The organism is Microbulbifer thermotolerans (assembly GCF_001617625.1).
In the GTDB taxonomy this organism is placed as follows: Bacteria; Pseudomonadota; Gammaproteobacteria; order Pseudomonadales; family Cellvibrionaceae; genus Microbulbifer; species Microbulbifer thermotolerans.
Map to the genome: position 1 here is coordinate 3,234,787 of NZ_CP014864.1, position 23,102 is coordinate 3,257,888.

Below are 23,102 nucleotides of genomic sequence, written 5' to 3' on the forward strand. Positions count from 1 at the left end.
TATTTCCCACCGCGCCGGGGCACGGCCGGACTTTTGCAACATACGCACCAAAAGAATGTAACCGGTTTCACCCATGCCCACAAGTGGTGCAAAACAATCTGGCGCCGTTTGCAACTGGCAGCTTGGGGTTGCCGGTCCCATCGCTTGTGAAACCCGCTAAAGTGAGCGCAAACTCACCCCGAGTGGTAGCGGTCAGCGCACCGGGCCCGTACTGTCGCGCACCACTAAGTCATAGGGGAGGACACTGTGGGTAACCCCTTGCTGCCGCCCCTCCAGCTGATCGATGAGCAGCCGGGCCGCAGTGGCGCCAAACTCTTCTGCCGGCTGAGCAATGGTGGTCAGTGGCGGATCGCTGTAGGAGGCAAAGGCAATATCGTCGAATCCCGCTACGGAAATATCCTCCGGGACCCGCAACCCGCCCTGCTTGATACGTTGTATCGCCCCGATGGCCATTTCGTCGTTCTCACAGAAGATGGCGCTGGGCGGATTATCGCGGGTAATCAGGGTGCCGGCAGCGCGGTGGCCGGACTGCAGGGTGAAATCGCCGGGGCATAAGAGCGTCTCGTCGTAGATGATACCGGCTGCATCCAGGGCGTCCCGATAGCCGGCGATACGGTCGCGGGTTAGCGGGCTGCGCTGGGGCCCTTTGATCACCCCGATACGCCTGTGCCCCAGACGCACTAGGTGATCGGTCATAGCGCGGGCGGCGGCGCGGTTGTCCAGCTTCACCGAGGGGTAGCGGCAGTCGTCCATCACCTCGCAGGCATTGACCAGCGGCGGCAAACCGCCGGGGAAATCGGAACCCACCCCGCTATCGGCGAAGGGATCAAAGGCGCGCAGCTGAATGACGCCGTCCGCCTGAAAATTCTGCACCATGCGCGCGTATTCGCGCTCAGTCTCCTCGCGCCCCTGGGTATTGCACAGTAGTACCTGGTAGCCGGCCTCCCGCGCGCAGCCCTGGATGCCGGTAATCACCCGGGAAAAGAAGGGGTTGGCGATCACTGGCACCAAGACCGCCAGATTGCGCGTGCGCCGCGAGCGGAACTGCACCGCCATCAGATTGGGTTTGTAGCCGGCCGCCTCCACCGCGGCCAGTACCTTTTTGCGCGTGCGCGGAGATACCAGGTCCGGCTTGGCCAGGGCGCGCGATACCGTAGCCACGGATACGCCGGCCAGCCTGGCCACGGTGCGGATATTCGACATGGGAAACTCCACCTTCAGCAATAAAGCAGCCGCCGTCCGCCGGAGCGAAGCACCAAATGTGGCGCGCTATCCATCCCGCCGGCTATTGACATAAAAAAATGTAACCCGTTACATTCCTCCGCACAAGCAACCGCCAGCCGTCGGAGCGGAAAACAACAATCAGCGGTTTTCCTCAGGAGGGCTGGGTGAAGCAGTCGGACAGTCACAAGTTGCGCCTGGGTATGGTCGGCGGTGGTGAAGGTGCATTTATCGGCGCCGCGCACCGCGCGGCAGCAGCCCTGGACGGACGCATTCAACTGGTGTGCGGCAACTTCAGCCGAGCCCCGGACAACAACCGCCGCAGCGGCCGCGCCCTGGGACTCAGCCCCGCCCGCATCTACCCGGATTGGCGCACCCTGATCGAATCCGAGGCCGCCCTGCCGGAATCCGAGCGCATGCAAGCGCTCACTATCACCACACCCAACCAGTTGCATGTACCCATTGCCGAGGCGGCACTCCGGGCCGGCTTTCACGTGTTCAGCGAAAAACCCGCGGGCGTGTCACTGGCGGAAGTAAAGGGGCTGAAAAGCGCCCTCGACGCAAGTGACCGCAAATACGCCCTCGCCCACACCTACCTCGGCTATCCGCTGGTACAGCAGGCGCGGCAAATGGTGATCGATGGCGCACTGGGCCGCATACGAAAAATCTACGTAAGCTACCGCCAGGGCTGGCTCTCCACCGGGCTGGAAAACAGCGGCAATAAGCAGGCCGGCTGGCGCACCGATCCCGCTCTGGCCGGCGCCAGTGGTTGTATGGCCGATATCGGCACCCACGCTTTCAGTCTGGCGGAATTTGTCAGCGGCCAACCCATCACCCATTTGTGCGCTGAGCTGCGCAGTCACGTCGAGGAGCGGCGGCTGGATGACGATGGCGCGGCCCTGTTCCGCACCGCCGGTGGCGCCAGCGGCGTACTGATCGCAAGCCAGGTCTGCGCAGGCGAAGAAAACGATCTGACCCTACACATCTATGGAGAAAAAGGTGGGCTGGAATGGCGCCAGATGGCGCCGGATACTCTGGTTCATCGAATCCCCGGCGGCGAAGTGCGCCTGCTGCGCGCAGGCAGCGACAAAAATTTTCTGCACCCGCGCGCCCTGCAGGGGTTGCGACTGCCCGCCGGTCACCCGGAAGGCTACCTCGAGGCCATGGCCAACCTTTACCGGGATTTCGCCGCTTCGATTCTCGACGGCGTGCCAGCCAATTATCCAGGTATAGAAACAGGTATCCGCGGTATGGCGTTTATTGAAGCGGTCGTCGCCAGCCGCGGCAACTGGGTGGCCCTGGCAGATACCGTGGACTCGCCGACCGAGGTGCTCTCATGAGTACAACGGACTCAAGCATCAAGGGGCCCGCCCTGTTTCTCGCCCAGTTTATGGGCGACCAACCGCCGTTCGACAGCCTCGCGGCCATCTGCCGCTGGGCCGCGGACCTGGGGTACCGGGGAGTGCAGATCCCCACCTCGGACAGCCGCTGCCTGGACCTGCGCCTCGCCGCCGAAAGCCAGGCTTACTGCGACGACCTGCGCGCGCTCTGCGCGGATGCTGGCGTGGAAATCACCGAGCTATCCACCCACCTACAGGGACAACTGGTGGCCGTACACCCGGCCTACAACGAGCTGTTCGATAACTTCGCCCCACCGGAACTGCGCGGTAAGCCCGATACGCGCACCGACTGGGCAATCGAACAATTGCTGCTCGCCGCGAAAGCCAGCGAGCGCCTGGGCCTTACAGCCCACGCCACCTTTTCCGGTGCCCTGATGTGGCACCTGGTCTACCCCTGGCCACAGCGGCCAGCAGGGCTGGTGGAACAGGGCTTTGCGGAACTTGCGCGGCGCTGGGAGCCCATACTCGACGCCTTCGGCGAAGCCGGCGTGGACCTCTGCTACGAAATACACCCAGGCGAAGATCTGCACGACGGCGCCACCTTCGAGCAGTTCCTGCAGGCGGTGGACGGGCACCCCCGCGCCAAGATTCTCTACGACCCGAGCCATTTCGTCCTGCAGCAGCTGGATTACCTGGACTTTATCGACCGCTACCACGACCGCATCGGCATGTTCCACGTTAAAGATGCCGAATTCCGCCCCAACGGCCGCGCCGGCGTCTACGGCGGCTATCAGAACTGGCAGGACAGGCCCGGCCGCTTCCGTTCCCTCGGCGACGGCCAGGTAGATTTCAAAAGTATCTTCAGCAAGCTCAGTCAGTACGGCTACCACGGCTGGGCGGTGGTGGAGTGGGAGTGCTGCCTCAAACATCCGGAGGACGGCGCCCGCGAGGGGGCGCGCTTCGTGCGCGAACACCTGATCCGCCGCGCCGACAAGGCCTTCGACGACTTCGCCGGCGGGGCCAGCGATGCCGGGCGCAACGCGCGCATTTTAGGCATCAGATAGCTCGAGCCGGCGGGCAAACAAAACCGCGCCGCAATTCATTCACCGCCAAACGAACAGCTGCGGCGCGGCCCATAACAACAATAAAGCGATGGGAGAAAAACCATGACTAGTCCCGCGCAGTACCCCCGCAGTAAACTTTTCCTTATCGGCGTCCTCGCCCTTTTCACCGCCGCCATGAGCGCCTCCCTGCGTGCCACCGTGGCGGGCGATATCAAAACCGAGCTACTCGACGCCATAGACCTCGCCAGGTCGGCGACACTCATCGCCGAAGCCCTCGGTGTAGCCTTTCTGGGCTTTGCCTTTACCCTCTTCGCGGTCAGCCCCTTTCTGGACCTGTTGGGTATGCGCCGGGTGGTAATCGCCGCCGGTACCTGCCTGGGCGGGGGCACTCTGCTGACGATTTGTGCACCGCTGCTCGGGGGAGAGGCTGCCTACCGAGTAATCTGGGGCGGCATGCTGTTATGCGGTATCGGCTGGGGCTGCGTGGAGGCGACGATCAACCCGATGACCACAGCTCTCTACCCGGAGCAAAAAACCCACCGCCTGAACGTACTGCACGCCTGGTGGCCGGCAGGCATGATCGCCGGAGGGCTCGCGGGTGTGGTCCTGGGGACATTGAATATTAGCTGGCAGTGGGCACTGGCTCTTGTTCTGTTACCTGCATCCGCGGTGATATTGCTGTCCCTCAACACCCCCTTCCCTCCTACCGAACGTGCCGCCAACGGCATCAGCATGGGCGAGATGTTCGCAGAGATAGTGCGCCGCCCCAGCTTCTTTATCTGGTTCGGCGCAATGCTGCTCACCGCGGCTTCAGAGCTGGCACCGGGGCAATGGGTGGACCTGGCCCTGACTCAAAAGGTGGGCTTCCGCGGTATGCTGCTGTTGGTATACGTAAGCGGGCTGATGTTCGTAATGCGCCACTTCGCCGGCCCCCTGGCACACCGCCTTTCCAACGCCGGGCTGCTGTGGTTTTCCAGCCTGCTGGCGGCACTGGGCCTGTGGCTGCTATCTCAGGCCCAGGGACCGATAACCGCGCTCCTCGCCGCCACCGTCTGGGGCACAGGCGTCTGCTTTATGTGGCCCACCATGCTCGCCAGCGTATCCGAACGCTATCCTCGCGGCGGTTCTCTGATGATCGGCCTACTGGGATCTGCCGGAGCCCTGTCCATTTATTTTGTACTCCCCATGCTCGGCGCCTACTACGACCAAGTGAAGGCCGAACTAGCCGGCGGCTCCGAACACCTTTCACAACTGTCCGCCGAAGCGCTGGCGGAGATACAGGGTTTGGCTGCGGCCGAGTCCTTCGCCCTGGTTGCCCTGTTGCCGATGGCACTATTACTGGTATTTGGCGCTATCTGGCTCTACGACCGCCGCAGCAGTGCTGCACCAGAGCCCCGCACTGTAGAACCGGGATAAAACTCAACCCGCCGCAATTCCCCCCTGTATCAGGACAGTTTCGCTTCTACTGAAACAAAGAAAGCAAGACAGGGGGGCGACAAACAAGAACACATAGCCTCGTTACTCCACCGAGCATCCAGCCGTCATACTGAAGAAGCTGTTGCTTGGGCGGATATCCTGGGACGAACGTCACCCATGACCATGGTAGAGCCCCTGAAAACTGTTTATACAAACATCATTGTTGCAGGAACCGATATATCAAGCCCGTGCTCAGTAGACGGCGGCTCTTATTCACCGATGAGCAGTTGTTAACTCGTTGACTTTAAACGGCGTAGTGATAAAACTTGGAGCCACATCAACAAAAAGATAACTGAGCATCTTGCTCGTTTAACTCCTGAATTCAAATCGAGCTGTAGGTTATCTCATTGATTTCAATGGAGATTTTCCAGCGTGTGGTATTGCGCGCCTGTGAACAAGAGCCAAGATAATATAGAGCCACTGGACTGTGAATAAAACTGTTAGGCAGTATCGTCTAATTTTAAAAGGATGAAATACAGCAATGACTGCTACTGTTTTGAAGGACGTATTACTATCGAAAAATCAGATAGAGAAGTATTTTGATGGGCAGGTCCCAATCAATTTATGGAGGGCGATGAACGTTAAAGCGAACAAGGAGCCCTTCGAATTTGTAGAGGAACCGTATATGTTATCTAATGGTCGGCCTCGGCCAGCAGATATTAAAATAGAAAATGTCGGGAAGGAAAAGTGGGTAAAGGTCAAAGAAAGACCGCGAGGCCTAAGTACCTTTGACAAGCCGGGGCTTCCTAAAGGAAAAAATTGGGAATATTTTCGAATTCCTAAAGGCACAACACTACCTTATGGGCTTGCCATAGTTAAAGATGAGTATAATTCGCGCTTTGATGCAACCCATTATACAATTGCCCCAGCTTTTGATATGCCATTGTGGCGGTTTAAGATGTTGCTGAACTCACTTGCGCAAGACTTAATTAAGGAAGCTGTATAATGGAAATACCGAATACATGGGCGCCTTTAATGCTCTCCGCAGTTAGGGATGCAGTGTTATACACTGAAAGCCTGTTAAATAGTGAGACAATTCGGGATCGATCCGACTATGAAGAACATCATTTACAATTAACACAGTTTCTGGAGTACCTAAAATCCGAATACAAATCTATAGAGGATGAGGTTGGTCTGCCTTTAGATAAGATACTTTAGATTGCCTAACAAGTGAATTAAGCCGACCGCTAAAGCGGCGGCTTATCCAAGGCGTTATGCGGCAAGAGCATGACTAGAGTAATTCAGTTATTCTTAGTATTCACCTTTAGTGGAAAGGCATTAGCAATTGATATTTATTGTGGCGATCGAAAATCACTCGATAGAGTTGATATTTTGAATTCCGCATATGAAGCAGCAAAAGTCGTATTTTTGGCAAATGTTGAAGCAGAACACTTAGATGGACCACCTCATCTTAGGTGGCGTTACTCTGCTATTTCTCCAATATTAAAAGGAGAGGTTGCGCGAGAAGGCTACTTTTACCTAAGTGCGGAGCCATGCAAAAGTCCGGACCTTTCAGAAAATGCGGTATTCTTAGTTTTCCTGCAAGATCAACAAGAAATATTAACGTCAGAAAATACATTAATGGTGGTTTACAATCGTGGGAACGCACATGAGGGCTGGGCTTTAGAGTGGGCTAAAAGTAAGGTGCATAACAATGCCAAGCAGTAAAGCTCCGGGCCTTCGACCCTCCGCGGGACGTCCAACGCTGTTCACATATTGTGCGGGTCGCTGCGCTCCCATTTTCGCACAATACGTGCACAGCATTGGCCGCCCCTGCTGACGGCGTTATGTAATCATAAGAGCTAAAGTGCAATGAAAAAGTACAGACTTAGAATGCTGATTATTTGGTGTGCAATTGTAGTCGTGTACTGTTTGTTCGTCCTGACTACAGAGTATGAATTTAAGCTCTTAGAGCTAAGCGCTATTACCAATATCTTCCTACTGATAGCTCTATTCAAGGAAAGTGGCCCCCAGAAGGTCGAAGATCCGGTAAGTTTTGTGAAATTTTCAGGTGGAAAAATAGCATTTTCCGAAGTGTCCATCCCTGTCAATAAGGTTCAAAAAGTAGCCTTAGAAGTTGTTGAGAATGACTGCTATTTTACTCTTCCTTATAATCAGATTGAGCCAGGAAAATTTCCTAGCTTCGTATTCCCGGCCAAGAAGTTTGAGGAATTCAGAAGACATCTTCTTTCTGGCCTTGGCTCAGTGGAAATAATTACATAACAAACAGCGGCAGAGCGACAGCCAACACTACGCACTTTTTATGTTACTCGCTGTCGCTCAAACATTAACACAAAATATGCTCCGCTCTGGCTGTGCCTGCGCTGGGCGTTATATGATAAAAGGCAACCAATGAATAAAGTTATAATTATCTCTTTTATACTATCAATATTGACTTCTGCGCCATCATTTTCAGCGAGTTTTAATTGTAAAAAAGCAGGTAACGATGCTGAACATTTGATATGCTCTAATCATTCTATTAGCTACCTAGATGAACACCTTTCAGATGTTTATAAATCCTTAATAAAGACCCTTTCTAACAATTCAGATGAAGTTAGAGAAGTGAGAGAAGAACAAAGAAAATGGATAACGCTTAGAAATTCTTCCTGTCGTATTGATATTGAAAAATGTAAATCTACTTATAAAGAGCGAATTGAACGCCTAAGAGATACTTTGTCAGGTTTTATTAATGAACCAAACTTTGTGATTGATCGTCAATCTTGTCGGGCAAGCAAAAATCAAGATATAATTATTCGTTGTATTGAATTATCTGTATATGACCCTTGTGAAGATTCAGGTGGGAAGTGGGGCGCAGCACAGTGTGGCTGGGCTCATAATAAAATAGCAGAGAAAAAAATTGAAGCTATCGAAAAGAAGATTAGGAGAGATTTAGAGCTTACTCCTGAAGGGAAAAGCCTTATAAGTAGTTTTGACAATTCTATTACTTCTTGGAGAGATTATAGAGAGGCATATTGTAAACTCACAAACCAAATGAGTGATCTAGATAATTTCGATAGCATACACCTTAGTCTCGCTTATTGCTATCGTCGTACAGCAGAACAAAAGTTATCTGAACTTATGCTGTTAAGCAAAAATGGACACCCATAAACAAAAATTAAATAAACAAAATGTAAACAAAATTGGACACCCATCAATTGAAACATTGATGGGAAAGCTGCTGCACTCTTAGTCCGCTGCTGCCAGAGCTTGCTATTCAGGTAAGTAGAGCCTGCGCCCTATGTGGAATTTCGCCAAGCTGTTTTGCTGTAACGCAGCAGTCCTTCGCAGAAGCCCGCGATGGTGTTTTTTCGTGACAGGAAAAATTTTAGGAAGTGATCGGTGAGGATAGGTAGCGCTCGCAGTCGCGGATACCGTGAGACCAGCGTTTTCCGAGTTGCTCACAGGCGCTGCGCACCAAGTGCGCAGCTCCAACCAGAGACTTGAAGCGGCTTTCGAAATTGCGGTTCAGGTAGAGCCAGTGTAGTGGATCGATCTGCAGCCGCTCGAGAATCAGCGGCAGTTGTTCATTGATAGCGCCTCGCTTGTCTTCACGAAGGTAACGGCCGCTCCAATCTACCAGCTCCAGATAATCCTGTAACTGAAACGGCAGTCCCACAGGCATGGGCTTTCTCGGATTACCAGCAAAGGGAAAAAGGTGCTGTGGCTGCCTGCCATCCTGAGCTGCCGAAATACGCCGCTGTATGGAAGTGTGGTCTGAAGTTTCGGGCGTCTCAGCCATTTTGGCCCGGATTGGGTTCAGGTCCACATAGGCCATACAAGCCGCCAGAGCCCGCTCGTCGAGCAAGGCCTGAGACTTGAATCGGCCCTCCCAAAAGCGACCAGTGCAGCCATCCTCTCGATTAGCGTGCCGGGCAATGGAGTCATTGAGCATCCGCATAAACCAGCTGATATCCATTAGCCGTGCGTGCCATTCTGTAGCTACTTCCTCCAGTCGAGCCAGTTCCGCAGGGTTCAAGGTTTCGTTGCGAGTAAAACGCTGTGAGAGCGGAGAGCCTTTACAGAGCTGATGCCAGCGGTCCACCACCTCGCGTAGCGTCCAGGCTTCAGCCTGTGCTGCATTGATATGCAGTACCACATGGTAGTGGTTACTCATGACTGCATAGACACAGATATCCAGCGCAAATACCTTGGCTAATTCCAACAGCCGATCTTCGATCCACTGCCTTCGGTGTTCGAAGCAGCGCCCGGAGCGCTCATCCCTGCCACACAGGAAAGCGCGGCGCACGCAGCGGGAGACGCAGTGATAGTAGGGCGTAGCTTCGAGAGAGATCAGGGATTTGCGCGGGAGTCCCATTTTGGCTATTCACCCAATTGTATAAATGAACAGTATTTTCTGTGAGATAAGAAATGTTGCAATATGGGTGGCGTCGAAAGCTTTTTATTTTGTGGGTGTCCATGAATCAGCAATTTTGTGGGTGTCCATGAATCAGCACTTGAAGGTGATAGCCATACTTGGTTAGCTCTAGACTACAGCGATTCCCTAACTGATCCCAAAGTTATTGTCACAGAGACTGATGATGGTAATAGCCTCGTGGTAGCAAATACTTTTAAAGAGTTTTTATCAAGCCTCCTTCAATATGAAGAGGTTTATGATTTAGATGGTAATATAATCTACATTGAATAAATCACCTAACAAGTCAAATCACGCGGACGTGGCAAAGCTGTCATCTTTTGTGCAAAAAAAACGCACAAAAGCCGCCAACTGACCTGCTCCCCACTTTCTAGTCCACTTCAATCCTAGTAATGTTCATCACCAATGAGGACGATGAACATGAAGAAACGTTTTACTGAAGAACAGATTATCCCAATCTTGAAGGAAGCTGAGGCCGGTATCCCGGTGAAAGAGCTTTGCCGCAAGTACAGTATTTCGGATGCCACTTTTTACACCTGGCGTAAGAAGTATGGAGGTCTGGAGGTATCTGAGGCCCGGCGGCTCAAGGCCTTGGAACAGGAGAATGCCCGCCTTAAGAAGCTGCTGGCGGAGTCTCTATTGGATCAGGAAGCATTGAAGGCTGCCCTTAAGGGAAAGTACTAACCGTCGGCAACAAGCGCGAGGCCGTACAAATCATGCGGTCGGAAACGACTATCTCAGAACGTAGGGCCTGTTCGCTCGTCGGGTTATCTCGCGCGTCCATGCGATACCAGTCCAAAAAGGCTACAGAGTCTGAACTGGCTGAACGTATCAAGGAAATAGCACTCGAGCGACGGCGATTCGGCTACCGGCGAGTGCACCAGATGCTGCGTCGGGAAGGGCTGAAAGTGAACCATAAGAAGGTCTATCGGTTATATCACGAGGCGGGACTAGCCGTCCGCAAACGTAGGCGTCGCAAGGGCGTTATGGTTGAGCGACAGCCTCTATCGCTACCGGAAACCCCGAACCATACGTGGTCGATGGACTTCGTGATGGATGCTCTGGCCAATGGCCGTCGTATCAAGTGTCTGACCATTGTCGATGATTTCACCAAGGAGTGTCTCGATATTCAGGTAGCCAGCGGGATATCTGGAGAGCAGGTGGTGAGGAGTTTGGATGCCATAGCGGCCTTCCGTGGTTATCCCAAAGCCATCAGGACAGATCAAGGGCCGGAGTTTACCGGCAAAGCGCTTGATCAGTGGGCCTATCGCAACGGGGTTGAGCTAAAGTTGATCCAGCCAGGGAGGCCGACACAAAACGGATATATCGAGAGTTTCAACGGCAAATTTCGGGATGAATGTCTCAATGAGCACTGGTTTCGGGACTTGGCTCATGCTCGGGGGCTGATCAGCCAGTGGCGGCAAGACTACAACGAGCAGCGGCCACACTCATCGCTGGGCTATCAGACACCGGCGGAATTTGCAGCAGCGTTCAGGTCGCACAAAAAAGAATCTATCAACACGAACATTACTAACACGAGGTTGGATTAAAAATTGGGGGCAGGTCACAACTTCACCACGCCGGTGTTTGAGGTGTTATGTGTTACCAAGGAATTAGAGAATGTCTCTAGTTATAGGAATCGGAAAAGATTCAAAATCAATGGAATACAAACTGGCTTTTGAACCAGAAGTTTTTTATTGGGTTATGGGGCCTGAAATAGATCATCTAAGCTCAGTAACCGGAAAATACATTGATCTATATGATGGAGTTACGTTCCAGACTATTGAGTTGGTACATCTTAAAAGGCTCATAAAAGATGTGAAAAACAGAATTTCATCTAAGCCCGAATATTGGCAAGAGTTTGTCGGCAAGCAAACACACCCTGAAGAAAAAGATTTATACACCAAAGTGAGCAAATCCAAGGTGCTGGAGTTTATTTCACAGTTTGAATCAATTGTTGATGAAGCCGAATCAAAAGAAGTAGGTGTCGTGTTCGATGGAGACTAAAGCACATAACAAGTTGCCCAAAGCCATTCGCTTCGCTCACTTGGACCTGGCGGCTATGCCGCTCGGCCCTTTAGCAAAACGTTATGTGTCATAGTTCTATGAAAAAAATAATTACGAAAAGTGTATTGATAGCAATTGTGATGGGTCTGGCTACTTCCATTATTGTTACTGTATTCCTCAATCAAGGGGCTACTTATACTTCCGATGGATCTTGGGTTCATGAAAGCGGGATCGCGCTATTTATCAGCAATTGGAAAGAGGCTGCTTCCGTTGTGGTTTTGCGGATTATGGTGGTGGCTCTATATTTGGCTGTCCCAGTTTTTTAGGTTGTTTATGGTTGGGGGTATCCCTTGGCTGTGCAAGCAGCGACACATAACCAATTTAGCCATGTCCGCCTTCGGCTGGACCTCCGTTCCGGTATTTTTTATGCTGTACGCTAACGCTAATATCAAAAACACCTCCACTACGGCCCATGCTAAAGCGCGTTATGTGTAAACCATGAATCAAGACCTTTATGTATCATATATAGGAGCTAAAGCCTTAGTCGTAGCTTGGGTTGGTTCCGTACTAGGCCCCATCTATATTTATATGGGGTGGGGTGATTATGAAAGCTGGCCAATTTATGTGGGCTTAGCTCTAACCGTAATATCTCTGCTTTCAATCAGGGATGGACTAAAGGCTCTAGAGAAAAATATATATTCAGATTTTGTAGCGTATACATTGGTTACAATATTAATCCCAATCGTTGTCTTTGGTTATTATGCAATCACTTAAACAATTCAGTATAAAACACATAACAAAAAAAGTCACGGCAATCCAATACTCTCCACTTGAGTTTTGTGCGCCAAAATACTCGCACAAAGTTCAAGCTCCGGTATTGGGCGTGCTTTAAGCGTTATATTACAGCGGAGATAGAATGACGTACGATCAAGCAATCGAACAATTAAAAAGCTGGATTGCTAAAAGTAATGGAGCAGCTATCCATATTGGCAAAAACGTTCATTGCGAATTCCACCAATTTAAAGTCTACTCAGATGAAGAAATCGCTTCCGCAGAGAAGGCGTTGAGTTGGCGGTTTCCTACTGAGTTTAGAACGTTCATGAAGGAAATAGGTAATACATGTTTGTTCAATGATCCACAGCTTGGCTTAGGCATTGATATTTTTACTCTTGATAAAATTATTAAGACTCATGAAGAGCTCAAAACTATGGACGAAGAAGAACCTATCACTGACCTTTTTTGTATGATAGGTGTATCTAATTCAATGGGCGACCACATTGGATTTACCATGAATAGAGAAGGTCCAAATAATTTTGACATTTATTGCCATGAGTACCCAGTTTTTGAATACGTAAATGTTTCTACCGAAATAAATTCATGGCGTACTTTTAAAAATTGGCTTATAAAAGTGGTAGAAACATTAGGTGAAGAAATAATATAACAAAATGTGCTGCGGAATTTTTCAAGCTCCGGCTTCGCCTCCACTTTAAAAATCAGCAGACCTTGGCGCTACATTACTCTGGAGATACTGAGCTAACGTGAAAAAATTAATAAAGTGGGTTCTGGGCATTTTTGGTGTAGTGGCTGGAATAGTCACCGTGCTGTTTACTCTATCCGTATACAGAGCCCCAAAACCGAATGATTTGATCTCATATCACACCAAAAACTTTAACTTCAAAATACCTTATCGTTTCGTGGTTCCTGGTACGCTACCAAATCAGTCGCCAGCAGAAGGCTTCGATACAGAAGGGCCGGATATTTTCATTTGGTTTAACGGTGCTTATACAAAAGAGCATATACCAGAGTTTAAACTGAAAGGTGGTAAAGATGATCGCTACTTTCGAAACATTCATGTCACCTTGTCTGATGGTTCAGAACAAGAAATGACTGAACTCTGGAGCTGGAACAAAAGATTCGAGCCGTTATCACTATCCGGAGATTTTGAGAATGGTTTTGTAGAATACGACGATGACTTGGGACTCTACCGTGTATTTCGTGAGCATGAAGGGAAAAAACTTGGTGGGTTCTGGGATCTCGTTACAGTTAAGCCAACAACAGATTATGAACCTAGCAACAGTTACAAAGGGCTTTGGGTTGGTAGTTGCTACCAAAATGCAGACGGTGTAGAAACGAGTTGCTCGTTTATTGTAGATGTTTTGGGAATGTATACAAAAATATCTGCCACAGAAGACGACTACCTACGTCTTAAAGAAATTAAAACAATGGTAGCGACCCACCTTCAAGGGTGGGAAGCAACCACAATGTAACAAGCGCATGCAGTCGGATCAAAATATTCGCTATGCTCTCATTTTGACCGCTGATGCAGAGCGTTATGCATCATGAATGAGAATCTGAAGAAGCTAGTAAGCCCCGGGGAATTCACCGACGATGAATCGGTTGAACTTGCAGCTGTAGATCAAAGTTTTCTTCCCGGTCCAATTTTGGGGTTGCGTGTCAGAGCGCCTATGGTCTCGACTTTTATCCTACGGAGCTGCATACGAATTACATTTTCAGAAGATTGTTGAGCCAATAATTGATACTGTTTTTGATCCCGAGCAATGTGAGTCATTCAGTGAAGAGCTTGAATTTCTTATGGAGGTAACAAATGACCAAGCATTTTCGGACGCCTTGTTAGCTACTCATGCAGAAGCAGAAGTCGAAAAAGTTATTAATCAAAAACAAATGCGTTTTATAATCAGCCCCACGTAGTAAAAAATGCCATAAAAACGTAGTCAGTGCGGCACTTTTTGCATGCCGGTCGCTACGCTGGCATACAAAAACCACCTACAAAAACGCGCCTGCTACGGGCGTTATACCTTTGAACTATGAAATACAAAGATTTAAAGTCAATGTCTCACAACTTCAGCCACTCATTCGTGAGTCTAATGAATTATATTGATGATGGTTACGTTGTTGATGATTTGATTGTTATGGCACGGGAAGTCAAGGGTGAAACCATTTCGATTCAATGGATTCCGAGAATAAACTACGACTCATCGAATTTTTCAAAAAGAGTTCGAAAGTCCATAGCGACATACTAGGATTGGCTGCCCAAGCACTTAGCAAGCCACGGCGTTGATGCAAGTATTATCACGGAAATGCGTACCGATATATTTAGTACTCCATCACATCAAATATGGGTTAAAGCCTATTTGAAAGACAATAGAGGAAAGGAGTATGAAGCGTATGTCAGCCACTAGGCATAACAATCAGCGGCCACCCATTAATTGAAACATTGATGGGAAGGCTGCTGCATTCTTAGCTCGCTGTTGCCAGAGCTTGCTATTCGGGTAAGTAGAGCCTGCGTCCTATGTGAAATTTCACCAAACAGCTTTGTTGTGGCGCATCAGTCCTTCGCAGAAGCCCGCGATGGCGTTTTTCCGTGACAGGAAAAATTTTAGGAAGTGATCGGTGGGGATAGGTAGCGCTCGCAGTCGCGGATACCGTGAGACCAGCGCTTTCCGAGTTGCTCACAGGCGCTGCGCACCAAGTGCGCAGCTCCAACCAGAGACTTGAAGCGGCTTTCGAAGTTACGGTTCAGATAGAGCCAATACCGCGGATCGATCTGTAGCCGTTCGAGAAATTGAGCACCCGCATAAACCAGCAGATATCCATCAGCCGTGCCCGCCATTCTGTGGCTATCTCCTCCTGCCGAGCCAGTTCCGCAGCGCTCAAGGTTTCGTTGCGAGTAAAAACGCTGTGAGAGCGGCGAGCCCTTACAGAGCTGATGCCAACGGTCCACCACCTCGCGCAGCGTCCAGGCTTCAGCCTGCGCAGCATTGATATGCAGTACCACATGGTAGTGGTTGCTTATGACAGCATAGGCACAGATATCCAGCGTAGTAGGGGGTAGCTTTGAGAGAGATTAGGGATTTGCGCGGGTGTCCCATTTTAGCTATTCATTTACTGTATAGATGAACAGCATTTTCTATGAGGTAGAGAATGTTGCAATACGACTGGCATCGAAAGCTTTTTATTTTATGGGTATCCATGAATCAGCCCCCCCCAGAAAACGGTGAGTTGATCAGAGGTTCCCTAACCTGTCATTCTGAAAATTTCTACACTTCTTGCAGATTGAAGGTTAAAGTATACTAGCGTAAATTTATATCTTTGGATAAGAGGTATGCGAAATTCTCCTTTGGGGCACGATAAACGTTTATAAAAGAAAAGGAAATTTATCATCGTGAATATTAATATTGCATTGCTTGGCCAGTTTATTGTTGTTTTTGCGATCTTTATTGGTATTGTTAGCTACTTCCTTGGCCGCAGGAAAACGGAGACTCCTGTACTTGCAGCATTCCTTGGTGTCATTTTTTCAATAGTTCCTATATTTGGGCTAGCATATGTCGTAATTTTTATGTTTAAACGAGATATAGATAGTGGTAGAGAAGCAGGTGTGTAACTTTCATTTTCCTGACTAAGCTCAGTACCCAGGTGCTGTGCACCTGGGGGTATTCAAAATTCTGTGTCAGCCAAATCGCCTCATAGACTGATGTATTTCTCCAAGCGTTCCGGGTAGTGGATCGCCAGCTGTGAAAACAAAAATGGACACCCATCAATTGAAACACCAAGTCTGAAACAGCCTTTAAATAGATCAGCATCACACAGCAACTGTGGCAAGCATCACATCCGCAATATAAAGTTCCACTCTGACCCGAATTTTAAAACTTGATTATTAGTTTGTAATTTTCCAAAATCGGCCCGCTTTTACTCAAAAGGAATTGCAATGTATGGACACAGTATCAGCGGCAAGAAATCACAAGAATAGGTAGTGTTCAGAATTCTGTGTCATTTCTTTACCATTAACAAAAAAGAGATGACCTATGACCAAACCTACCTTCGATATGGATGCCGCCATCAAGGCACTGCGTGAGGGCAAAGACCTCAGTGGCAAAGACGGCATCCTGACCCCACTGATCAAACAGCTTACCGAAGCGGCCATGCGGGCGGAGTTGGAGGAGCACCTCGCAAGCGAGGACAAGCCCAACCGAAAGAATGGCCATACATCTAAGACCATGAAGAGCTCCGCTGGCAGCTTTGAACTGGATACGCCGCGGGACCGTGCCGGCACCTTCGAACCGCAGATCGTCAAAAAGCATCAGACGCAGCTTACCGACGAACTGGAGCGCAAAGTGATTGCCCTGTTTGCCCTCGGTAACAGCTACCAGGACATCCGCACACACATTGCCGAAATCTACGGTATGGAACTCTCCAACGGCACCATTAACGCCGTTACAGACAAGCTGCTGCCCGAGCTTCAGGCTTGGCGTGAGCGCGACCTGGAGCCTATCTACCCTATCATCTGGCTCGACGCTATCCACTATAAAATCAAGGAAAACGGCCGCTATATCAGCAAGGCTATTTACACCATCCTCGGCCTGAACATCGAAGGCAAGAAAGAGCTGCTGGGACTCTACTTGTCCGACCAGGAAGGCGCACACCATTGGCTGAGCGTTCTGACCGACTTATACAACCGCGGGGTCAAAGATATCCTGATCGCCTGTGTGGATGGCCTCCAGGGCTTCCCCGAAGCCATCGAGAGTATCTACCCCAAGACAGAGATCCAGCACTGCGTGATCCACCAGATCCGCAACTCGATGAAGTACGTGGCTTCGAAGAACCAGAAGGCCTTTATGGCGGATCTCAAATGTGTCTACAAGGCGGCAACACTCAATGCTGCCGAGAGCGCACTGGACGAGCTGGAAGCCAAGTGGGGCGACAAATACCCGATGGTGATCAAGTCCTGGCGCAGCAAGTGGCCCACACTATCGGCCTACTTCAAATATCCGGAATACGTACGCAAGCCAATTTACACCACAAACGCCGTTGAAGCCGTGCACCGGCAGTTTCGAAAACTGACCAAAACCAAAGGTGGCTTCGCCAATGAGAACAGCTTACTCAAGCTGCTGTACGCCGGTATACTGAAGGCCTCCGAGCGCTGGACGCACCCAATCCAGAATTGGAATCTGACGTTGTCACAGCTGGCGATCCACTTCCCGGAACGCTTGGAGAAATACATCAGTCTATGAGGCTATTTGGCTGACACAGAATTTTGAACACCCTCCAAGAATACGATCCAAACCCTAAGTGGCACTATTGCCTCAATTGGGCTAGAGCAATCGGGAAAAAAGGTAGCCGGCTCCTTGATTACTCCTGCAACTTGGGCCTTGAACTATGCGGCAGAAGGCAGTAAGCCGGGAGCTGTTGATATTGGCCTTTGGGCAACCGGATTCGTATCCGCGCCGGCCGCAATCACTACCAGCGTAATTAAAGCCGTGATGGACGACGATACCCAGAGAAAGCTATCTCATGTCCGCAGCAAAGAGCCAGCCAAGTATGCTAAATTTATCCACCCATGCAGCAATTACGGTTCTTCCGCACCTGAAATTATCGCGATGTCAATAGCTAACAAAGGGGGCACAGCTTGGATTAGCAATATTGGCCTATGGGTATACATTACCGATGCCAGGGGTAACCTAGTCGCCGACTATCAACCTCTAGACTTCCTGAAAATATACCGCCCCAAAAAACCTTATCAGGCAGGACTGAGCGGCGGATTTAACTGGGAGGTGATAACAAAATGATTAAGCTTAAATACGTAGCGGTGTTTCCAATTCTGGTATCCTTATGTGCCTGCACTCCAAAAGAAGATCCAAATTCTGGTATTGAAAATAGCGATTTTGATATATTTTGCGATCAATTTACGAGGCTTGTAAATGCAGATGACTACTCCGAATTGACAGCGCAAGAGCGTGCTCTGAAACTGGACGCCTTTTTGACCGAAAAGCTTCCACCCTCTAGTAATGCCTATCAAGCATGGATGGCTATTCAGAATGCAGCGGCTGACCAGCGCTCCATGCTCTATAAGGATGCAGCAAGAAGTGCTGGACACTCAGATTGGAGTTGCTTGGCAGTAGAGCAATACGGAAGCCAGGTCGGTTCGCATTAAAGCCAAGCGGCAGGTGTAGTACATATTACTGTTTGGCGTTTCTTTGAAATTTTTGTGGACATTATCAACTCTAAGACTTTTTCCTCAACTACTTTGCTGTCATTGGGAATAATAAAATCTACGGCAATGGATCTTTCGCCTCTCTGAGACCTCAGCCAATGCCACCGTTTCGAAACCCCATCGGCAGACAAGTACTCAACTCTGATAAAGCACTCTTTAACTTGTGCAGACTTACTACACTGATAATCATACCTGGAGGTTGGCTTGTTAACCTCCAGAAGTTCGAGCATATTAGAAACATAAGTAGGCGTATCAATATTCATTCCATCCAGACAATTTGGCCTTACCTCAACAACTCCGGCATCACTATTGCCATAAGTTAAGTATTCATGTCCAGATGGTAGTTCGCCCTTACGCCAGCCTTCAAAAGCTCGAAATTCAATACCGACTTCGGAAAACTTAATCGACTTATCCAAAGTGCCTGCTTGCTGCTTCAATACTAATGGAGGTTCGCCATTAAAAAAGCCACCTTTTTCAGCAAGCCACTCTTTAACTTTTATATCAAAAACATATGTCACCAGTAGAGCAATAAAAAATATCGAGCAGAGACATAGAGTTTTTATCGGGTGAGATTTTTTATTCCACGAAGAAAGAGAAAGTCCCACAGCACCAAGAGCCACCAACATTTCAAGCAGGTATTTCCCCCAACCTTCCACAGGAAATACTCTATTCCAATAAGCGATATATTGAACAAAAAAGAAGTAACAGATTCCCACAATAGCAAATACGTTTGCCCTGTAGAGACTGTCATTCCTAAGCTGCTTTCCATTCAGAGCAATAAAAATGAATAGTAATAGAGTCAGGGAATGCATGGCGCCTTTCTTTTACATGAATTATGCTGATTTCTGGTGTACTGGTAATGGCAACCCAATTTCTTCCTTGTACAAATGCGGGCTCCGGTATCCAAAGTAACTGTGTAGCCGGTGAATGTTGCAGAATATCACGATGTAATCAATGATATCTGCCCTCATTTCTCCCCTACTCTGATAACTGCGCCAGTAAATGCGTTCTGATTTCAGTGAGCCGAAAAGCAGTACGGGCGTCGCTCCCAAATCGCCATGCTCTGCGCGTCGCAAACCAAGGCGACTGTCAGCCGCTTGCCAAGCGAACAACCCACGACTTTGCGCGAGTAAAGGTCGATTACCACCACCAAATGCAGCCCCCCCTTCCTGTGTCCAGATATAGGCGATATCTCTGGCCCACACGTGGTCCGGCTCCTCTACTTTGAAGTTGCGTTCCAGCCAGCTGGGAAAGATCGGCTGCTTGTGATTGCTGTTGAATACTATGACCAACCGACGACTCCCTTAGGTATGACCGGAACTCTTTGCAAGCTCCTGGATCAAGTCCTGCTGTTCCCGCTGGTTCTCGCTATCAGAAGACAACTGTGCACGACGTTGCCGGCCATAAAAACCGCTACGACTTACGCCCAGTAACCGGCCCAACATGCCGGCGTCCATACCGAGACTTCTACCGCTGCCGCACTCATGTATCCCTGCTCCGCGACTAACCGGACGGCATCCTGCAGGAACTCGGAGGTATAATTCTTTCGTGTCTTTTTGGTCATCTCACACCTCAGTTCAGGGTATTATTCCTTAACTGGGGTGTCGGTTACTATTAGACCGACTAGACCACCTCACCTAAATTCAGGTTCAAAATGTTAGAGACACCAGGCTTAACAAGTTTTCCGGGAGCAGACCTAGCCGCAACGCTGAAGCTCCACCTGTGCGGCTGTCCCACAGGGCAAGCGGGCTTTATGGGAGGTAGGAGACCTCGGCTGTGACAAAACTCAAAACCCTGCTGTTTCTGTCCCTGGCGCTTGTCGCCGGCTGTACCAATGTAACCAGCGATGCCGCCAGAAGCGTTTATCCTGTGACTGGATCTTCCCTGAATACAGAAGCACTGTTCTCTGCCGCCAGTGACTTCTTTGGAGAGCGGAGCTACCGCTGTGACCGCGAGCGTGAGGGCGGGATTCTCCGGTGTTACAGGAAGCTCAGGGATCTGTATATTCACCAGACGAGAGCTGAGGTGATGGTTTTGCCGGATGATGAGGTGCACGCCCATACCCTGTATGCGAACCGGTGGGATGAGGGGTTGATTCCGGGGGAGCTGATTTCCAAAGAGTATACAAATCCGGATGTGCTGGCGTTTTGTGAGCATCTGAAGGCGCAGGCGCTAGGGGAATGCCGGTTGCAGCCTGAATCCGGTTGATCAACCCCTAAAAGGAAAACTGAATGCCTCTACGGTGGGGGATTGCAGACATCATTGACCAGCGCTACAGGCGAATCATATTCACTGAAAAGAAAGCCGGAGCATGTTGATGCTCCGCCGGAAAGGCGCACACCTGCTCCCTGTCTTTTTTCTGTTGGTGGCCGTTTCAGGCCCGGGTTCTGCCGAGATTTACAAATGGGAGGCGGGCAGCGGCTTCCCGGTCCGGGAAACGGGCGTTACGGTGCGAACATTGATCAGGCCAACATTCAGCCCGACACCAGCGAGCAGTAACGACTGTCTTATGATTGCATGCAAAGAAACAGCAGGCATTCCGGAATGAAAGCTCCGTTCACCCTGCGCCCCTACCAGCAGGAAGCCGTCGATGCCACCCTGCGGCACTTCCGGCGCTCGCATGAGCCTGCCGTTATCGTGTTGCCCACCGGAGCCGGGAAAAGCCTGGTGATTGCGGAGCTGGCGCGTCTGGCCCGGCGCAGGGTTCTGGTGCTCACCCATGTCAGAGAACTGGTGGAACAGAATCACGGTAAGTACCAGAGTTACGGTCTGACCGGGGGCATCTTCTCCGCCGGCCTCAAGCGCCGGGAAACCCGGCATCAGATCACCTTCGCCAGTGTGCAGTCCGTGGCGGCGAATCCGGAGCTGTTCCGGAATGAATATTCCCTGCTCATCATTGACGAATGCCACCGCGTCAGCGGTGAGGAAGGCAGTCAGTATCAGCAGATCATCACCCTGCTGCGCCGGCAGAACCCCTCCCTGAAAGTGCTGGGCCTCACCGCCACCCCTTACCGCCTGGGGCTGGGCTGGATCTACCGTTATCACTACCGGGGCTTTGTCCGCAGTGAGGAAGACAAGCCCTTTGTGCACTGCATCTACGAACTGCCCCTGAGTTACATGATCAACCGCGGCTATCTCACCAGACCCCAGCTGATTGACGCGGCCGTGGCGCAGTACGATTTCTCGGCGCTGCCGCAGAACCGCTTTGGTGAATACGCCGAGGCGGATGTGAACCAGCTGCTGAGCCGGCATCCGCGGGTGACCCGGGGCATTATCGAACAGGTGGTGGAGCTGGCCGCCGAGCGCCAGGCGGTGATGATCTTCGCGGCAACGGTGGAGCACGCGCGGGAGATCACCGGCTACCTGCCGCAACAGCAGACGGCCCTGATTACCGGTGAAACCCGCCAGAAAGAACGGGACCTGCTAATCCGCCGCTTCAAACAGCGCCGGCTCAAGTATCTGGTGAATGTTTCCGTACTCACCACCGGCTTTGATGCGCCGCATGTGGACTTTATCGCCATTCTCCGCCCGACCCAGTCGGTGAGCCTGTACCAGCAGATGGTGGGGCGCGGCCTCCGCCTGGATGACGGCAAGAAGGATTGTCTGGTGATTGATTACGCAGGTAACGGCATCAACCTGTACCACCCGGAAGTGGGAGAGAAAAAGCCGACCCCGGACTGTGAGCCGGTACAGGTGTTCTGCCCGGCCTGCGGCTTTGCCAATATCTTCTGGGGCAAAACCGACGCAGACGGCCATGTGACAGAACATTATGGACGCCGCTGCCAGGGCCTGCTGGAGCCGGAGGAAGACAATGGCCCGGGCGCGCAGCACAAGCGCCCGGAGCAATGCGATTACCGCTTCCGCTTCAAGGAATGCCCGCAATGCGGCGCTGAAAATGACATTGCCGCCCGCAACTGCCACCAGTGCCGCAAGGCCATCATCGACCCGGACGACCGGCTGCGGGACGCCCTGAAACTCAAAGACGCCATGGTGATCCGCTGCGCCGGCATCAGTATCAGCACCAGTGACACCCGGCTGACGATCACCTATCACGGTGAAGACGGAGAAGAACTCCGCGAATCCTTTGACTTCTCCAAACCCACCCAGCGCAGCGTATTCAACCGCCTGTTCGGCCGCCGCTTCGCCAATGGCCAGACCCTGAAAACCTTCACCGATATTGAAGAAGTACTCGCGCAACAGGCCCACCTACCGGCCCCGGATTTCGTCATCGCCCGCAAACAGAAACGCTACTGGCAGGTGCAGGAGCGGATTTTTGACTATCAGGGGAATTATCGCAGGGCGAATGCACTGTAAGTGTATGGCGTAAAAGCGGTTGCTTGGCCAGCTCCGCAACGTTCAAGGCTTCGCTGCGAGCAAAACCTTGAGAAAAATCCGGGATTTGCACTAACGTCTCACTTTAACCGTTTATCTAACTGAATGGGTGGAAAATGTTTTCTATGGAGTAAGAAATGTTGCAATATAATTGACGTCGAAAACATTTTATTTTATGGGTGTTCATGAACTGCCTATTGCGGAGATAGTTATATCAAGCCCGTGTTCAGTAGCCGGTGGCTCTTGTTCACTGATGAGCCGCCACTAAATCGTTGACTTTA

Annotated in this window: 25 protein-coding genes; 20 read left to right on the forward strand and 5 right to left on the reverse strand. The window is 50.7% G+C overall.

All coding sequences use genetic code 11. The features are described from left to right. Positions 1–192: 192 nt before the first annotated feature. Positions 193–1,203: a LacI family DNA-binding transcriptional regulator gene (locus tag A3224_RS13365; protein ID WP_067155602.1), complete on the reverse strand. Its 1,011-nt coding sequence runs from the start codon at positions 1,201–1,203 to the stop codon at positions 193–195. A gap of 185 nt (positions 1,204–1,388) precedes the next feature. Here A3224_RS13365 and A3224_RS13370 point away from each other — a divergent pair, with 185 nt between their 5' ends. From A3224_RS13370 to A3224_RS16650, 7 genes are all read left to right on the forward strand, one after another. Then, complete coding sequence (locus tag A3224_RS13370) at positions 1,389–2,561, forward strand: Gfo/Idh/MocA family protein (protein WP_231902394.1); 1,173 nt, start codon at positions 1,389–1,391, stop codon at positions 2,559–2,561. Beyond that, positions 2,558–3,625: a sugar phosphate isomerase/epimerase family protein gene (locus tag A3224_RS13375; RefSeq protein ID WP_067155605.1), complete on the forward strand. Its 1,068-nt coding sequence runs from the start codon at positions 2,558–2,560 to the stop codon at positions 3,623–3,625. The genes A3224_RS13370 and A3224_RS13375 overlap by 4 nt, the downstream gene beginning before the upstream one ends. A gap of 102 nt (positions 3,626–3,727) precedes the next feature. Further along, a complete protein-coding gene (locus A3224_RS13380; RefSeq protein WP_067155607.1) occupies positions 3,728–5,041 on the forward strand; it encodes an MFS transporter in 1,314 nt (437 codons plus the stop codon). 541 nt (positions 5,042–5,582) lie between these two features. After that, a complete protein-coding gene (locus A3224_RS13385; RefSeq protein WP_067155610.1) occupies positions 5,583–6,047 on the forward strand; it encodes a Tse2 family ADP-ribosyltransferase toxin in 465 nt (154 codons plus the stop codon). A gap of 281 nt (positions 6,048–6,328) precedes the next feature. After that, a complete protein-coding gene (locus A3224_RS16980) occupies positions 6,329–6,769 on the forward strand; it encodes a hypothetical protein (protein ID WP_139223197.1) in 441 nt (146 codons plus the stop codon). A gap of 144 nt (positions 6,770–6,913) precedes the next feature. Then, positions 6,914–7,324 carry a hypothetical protein gene (locus tag A3224_RS13395; protein WP_067155617.1) on the forward strand — a complete coding sequence of 137 codons (411 nt, stop codon included), beginning with the start codon at positions 6,914–6,916 and terminating at the stop codon, positions 7,322–7,324. A 129-nt stretch (positions 7,325–7,453) separates the two neighbouring features. Beyond that, a complete protein-coding gene (locus A3224_RS16650; RefSeq protein WP_082817540.1) occupies positions 7,454–8,209 on the forward strand; it encodes a lysozyme inhibitor LprI family protein in 756 nt (251 codons plus the stop codon). 217 nt (positions 8,210–8,426) lie between these two features. On the opposite strand, the gene A3224_RS13400 is transcribed toward A3224_RS16650, so the two are convergent. Continuing rightward, entirely contained in the window at positions 8,427–9,416 is a 990-nt protein-coding gene (locus A3224_RS13400) for a transposase (RefSeq protein ID WP_067155620.1), read from the reverse strand. Positions 9,417–9,533: 117 nt separating this feature from the next. Here A3224_RS13400 and A3224_RS17340 point away from each other — a divergent pair, with 117 nt between their 5' ends. From A3224_RS17340 to A3224_RS13430, 7 genes are all read left to right on the forward strand, one after another. Further along, positions 9,534–9,746, forward strand: coding sequence for an SMI1/KNR4 family protein (locus A3224_RS17340; RefSeq protein WP_156481495.1), 213 nt, complete (start codon positions 9,534–9,536; stop codon positions 9,744–9,746). 147 nt (positions 9,747–9,893) lie between these two features. After that, positions 9,894–11,023, forward strand: a protein-coding gene (locus A3224_RS13410) for an IS3 family transposase (protein WP_407939252.1) whose coding sequence is annotated in 2 segments (ribosomal slippage) — positions 9,894–10,152 and positions 10,152–11,023 — 1,131 coding nt in all. Because the reading frame shifts where the segments join, the coding sequence is not laid out codon by codon here. Between the two features lie 70 nt (positions 11,024–11,093). Further along, positions 11,094–11,480 carry a hypothetical protein gene (locus A3224_RS13415; protein ID WP_139223195.1) on the forward strand — a complete coding sequence of 129 codons (387 nt, stop codon included), beginning with the start codon at positions 11,094–11,096 and terminating at the stop codon, positions 11,478–11,480. 98 nt (positions 11,481–11,578) lie between these two features. Then, entirely contained in the window at positions 11,579–11,806 is a 228-nt protein-coding gene (locus A3224_RS13420) for a hypothetical protein (protein WP_067155626.1), read from the forward strand. A gap of 172 nt (positions 11,807–11,978) precedes the next feature. After that, positions 11,979–12,254, forward strand: a complete 276-nt coding sequence (locus A3224_RS16990; RefSeq protein ID WP_156481496.1) for a hypothetical protein — start codon at positions 11,979–11,981, stop codon at positions 12,252–12,254. Positions 12,255–12,396: 142 nt separating this feature from the next. Next, a complete protein-coding gene (locus A3224_RS13425) occupies positions 12,397–12,921 on the forward strand; it encodes an SMI1/KNR4 family protein (RefSeq protein WP_067155629.1) in 525 nt (174 codons plus the stop codon). A 97-nt stretch (positions 12,922–13,018) separates the two neighbouring features. Further along, positions 13,019–13,747, forward strand: coding sequence for a hypothetical protein (locus A3224_RS13430; protein WP_067155632.1), 729 nt, complete (start codon positions 13,019–13,021; stop codon positions 13,745–13,747). 1,130 nt (positions 13,748–14,877) lie between these two features. Here A3224_RS13430 and A3224_RS17155 read toward each other — a convergent pair. Then, positions 14,878–15,111 (reverse strand): hypothetical protein, encoded by a 234-nt coding sequence (locus A3224_RS17155; RefSeq protein ID WP_067155635.1) that lies wholly within the window; start codon positions 15,109–15,111, stop codon positions 14,878–14,880. Positions 15,112–15,663: 552 nt separating this feature from the next. Here A3224_RS17155 and A3224_RS13440 point away from each other — a divergent pair. From A3224_RS13440 to A3224_RS13455, 4 genes are all read left to right on the forward strand, one after another. After that, on the forward strand, positions 15,664–15,882 hold the full coding sequence (locus tag A3224_RS13440) for a hypothetical protein (RefSeq protein ID WP_067155638.1): 219 nt from the start codon (positions 15,664–15,666) through the stop codon (positions 15,880–15,882). A gap of 421 nt (positions 15,883–16,303) precedes the next feature. Further along, a complete protein-coding gene (locus A3224_RS13445) occupies positions 16,304–17,509 on the forward strand; it encodes an IS256 family transposase (RefSeq protein WP_067153116.1) in 1,206 nt (401 codons plus the stop codon). 114 nt (positions 17,510–17,623) lie between these two features. Further along, on the forward strand, positions 17,624–18,064 hold the full coding sequence (locus A3224_RS13450; RefSeq protein ID WP_156481497.1) for a hypothetical protein: 441 nt from the start codon (positions 17,624–17,626) through the stop codon (positions 18,062–18,064). Then, positions 18,061–18,429 carry a hypothetical protein gene (locus tag A3224_RS13455; RefSeq protein ID WP_067155646.1) on the forward strand — a complete coding sequence of 123 codons (369 nt, stop codon included), beginning with the start codon at positions 18,061–18,063 and terminating at the stop codon, positions 18,427–18,429. The genes A3224_RS13450 and A3224_RS13455 overlap by 4 nt, the downstream gene beginning before the upstream one ends. Here A3224_RS13455 and A3224_RS13460 read toward each other — a convergent pair. Both A3224_RS13460 and A3224_RS13465 read right to left on the reverse strand, forming a co-directional pair. Beyond that, positions 18,426–19,301 carry a hypothetical protein gene (locus A3224_RS13460; protein ID WP_067155649.1) on the reverse strand — a complete coding sequence of 292 codons (876 nt, stop codon included), beginning with the start codon at positions 19,299–19,301 and terminating at the stop codon, positions 18,426–18,428. The genes A3224_RS13455 and A3224_RS13460 overlap by 4 nt on opposite strands. 21 nt (positions 19,302–19,322) lie before the next feature. Continuing rightward, positions 19,323–19,781: an IS3 family transposase gene (locus A3224_RS13465; protein WP_067155652.1), complete on the reverse strand. Its 459-nt coding sequence runs from the start codon at positions 19,779–19,781 to the stop codon at positions 19,323–19,325. Positions 19,782–20,265: 484 nt separating this feature from the next. Between A3224_RS13465 and A3224_RS13470 the strand changes: the two genes are divergently transcribed. Both A3224_RS13470 and A3224_RS13480 read left to right on the forward strand, forming a co-directional pair. Further along, positions 20,266–20,697: a hypothetical protein gene (locus A3224_RS13470; RefSeq protein WP_067155655.1), complete on the forward strand. Its 432-nt coding sequence runs from the start codon at positions 20,266–20,268 to the stop codon at positions 20,695–20,697. A 336-nt stretch (positions 20,698–21,033) separates the two neighbouring features. After that, a complete protein-coding gene (locus A3224_RS13480) occupies positions 21,034–22,803 on the forward strand; it encodes a DEAD/DEAH box helicase (protein WP_067155661.1) in 1,770 nt (589 codons plus the stop codon). Positions 22,804–23,102: the final 299 nt, after the last annotated feature.

Bases quoted from the DNA above. Each gene is read 5' to 3' on its own strand.
- A3224_RS13365 (WP_067155602.1), bottom strand. From the start codon at position 1,203: ATGTCGAATATCCGCACCGTGGCCAGGCTGGCCGGCGTATCCGTGGCT.
- A3224_RS16650 (WP_082817540.1), top strand. From the start codon at position 7,454: ATGAATAAAGTTATAATTATCTCTTTTATACTATCAATATTGACTTCT.
- A3224_RS16980 (WP_139223197.1), top strand. From the start codon at position 6,329: ATGACTAGAGTAATTCAGTTATTCTTAGTATTCACCTTTAGTGGAAAG.
- A3224_RS13400 (WP_067155620.1), bottom strand. From the start codon at position 9,416: ATGGGACTCCCGCGCAAATCCCTGATCTCTCTCGAAGCTACGCCCTAC.
- A3224_RS13375 (WP_067155605.1), top strand. From the start codon at position 2,558: ATGAGTACAACGGACTCAAGCATCAAGGGGCCCGCCCTGTTTCTCGCC.
- A3224_RS13480 (WP_067155661.1), top strand. From the start codon at position 21,034: ATGAAAGCTCCGTTCACCCTGCGCCCCTACCAGCAGGAAGCCGTCGAT.
- A3224_RS13395 (WP_067155617.1), top strand. From the start codon at position 6,914: ATGAAAAAGTACAGACTTAGAATGCTGATTATTTGGTGTGCAATTGTA.
- A3224_RS16990 (WP_156481496.1), top strand. From the start codon at position 11,979: ATGAATCAAGACCTTTATGTATCATATATAGGAGCTAAAGCCTTAGTC.
- A3224_RS13420 (WP_067155626.1), top strand. From the start codon at position 11,579: ATGAAAAAAATAATTACGAAAAGTGTATTGATAGCAATTGTGATGGGT.
- A3224_RS13460 (WP_067155649.1), bottom strand. From the start codon at position 19,301: ATGCATTCCCTGACTCTATTACTATTCATTTTTATTGCTCTGAATGGA.
- A3224_RS13415 (WP_139223195.1), top strand. From the start codon at position 11,094: ATGTCTCTAGTTATAGGAATCGGAAAAGATTCAAAATCAATGGAATAC.
- A3224_RS13380 (WP_067155607.1), top strand. From the start codon at position 3,728: ATGACTAGTCCCGCGCAGTACCCCCGCAGTAAACTTTTCCTTATCGGC.
- A3224_RS13385 (WP_067155610.1), top strand. From the start codon at position 5,583: ATGACTGCTACTGTTTTGAAGGACGTATTACTATCGAAAAATCAGATA.
- A3224_RS13425 (WP_067155629.1), top strand. From the start codon at position 12,397: ATGACGTACGATCAAGCAATCGAACAATTAAAAAGCTGGATTGCTAAA.
- A3224_RS13445 (WP_067153116.1), top strand. From the start codon at position 16,304: ATGACCAAACCTACCTTCGATATGGATGCCGCCATCAAGGCACTGCGT.
- A3224_RS13455 (WP_067155646.1), top strand. From the start codon at position 18,061: ATGATTAAGCTTAAATACGTAGCGGTGTTTCCAATTCTGGTATCCTTA.
- A3224_RS17155 (WP_067155635.1), bottom strand. From the start codon at position 15,111: ATGGCGGGCACGGCTGATGGATATCTGCTGGTTTATGCGGGTGCTCAA.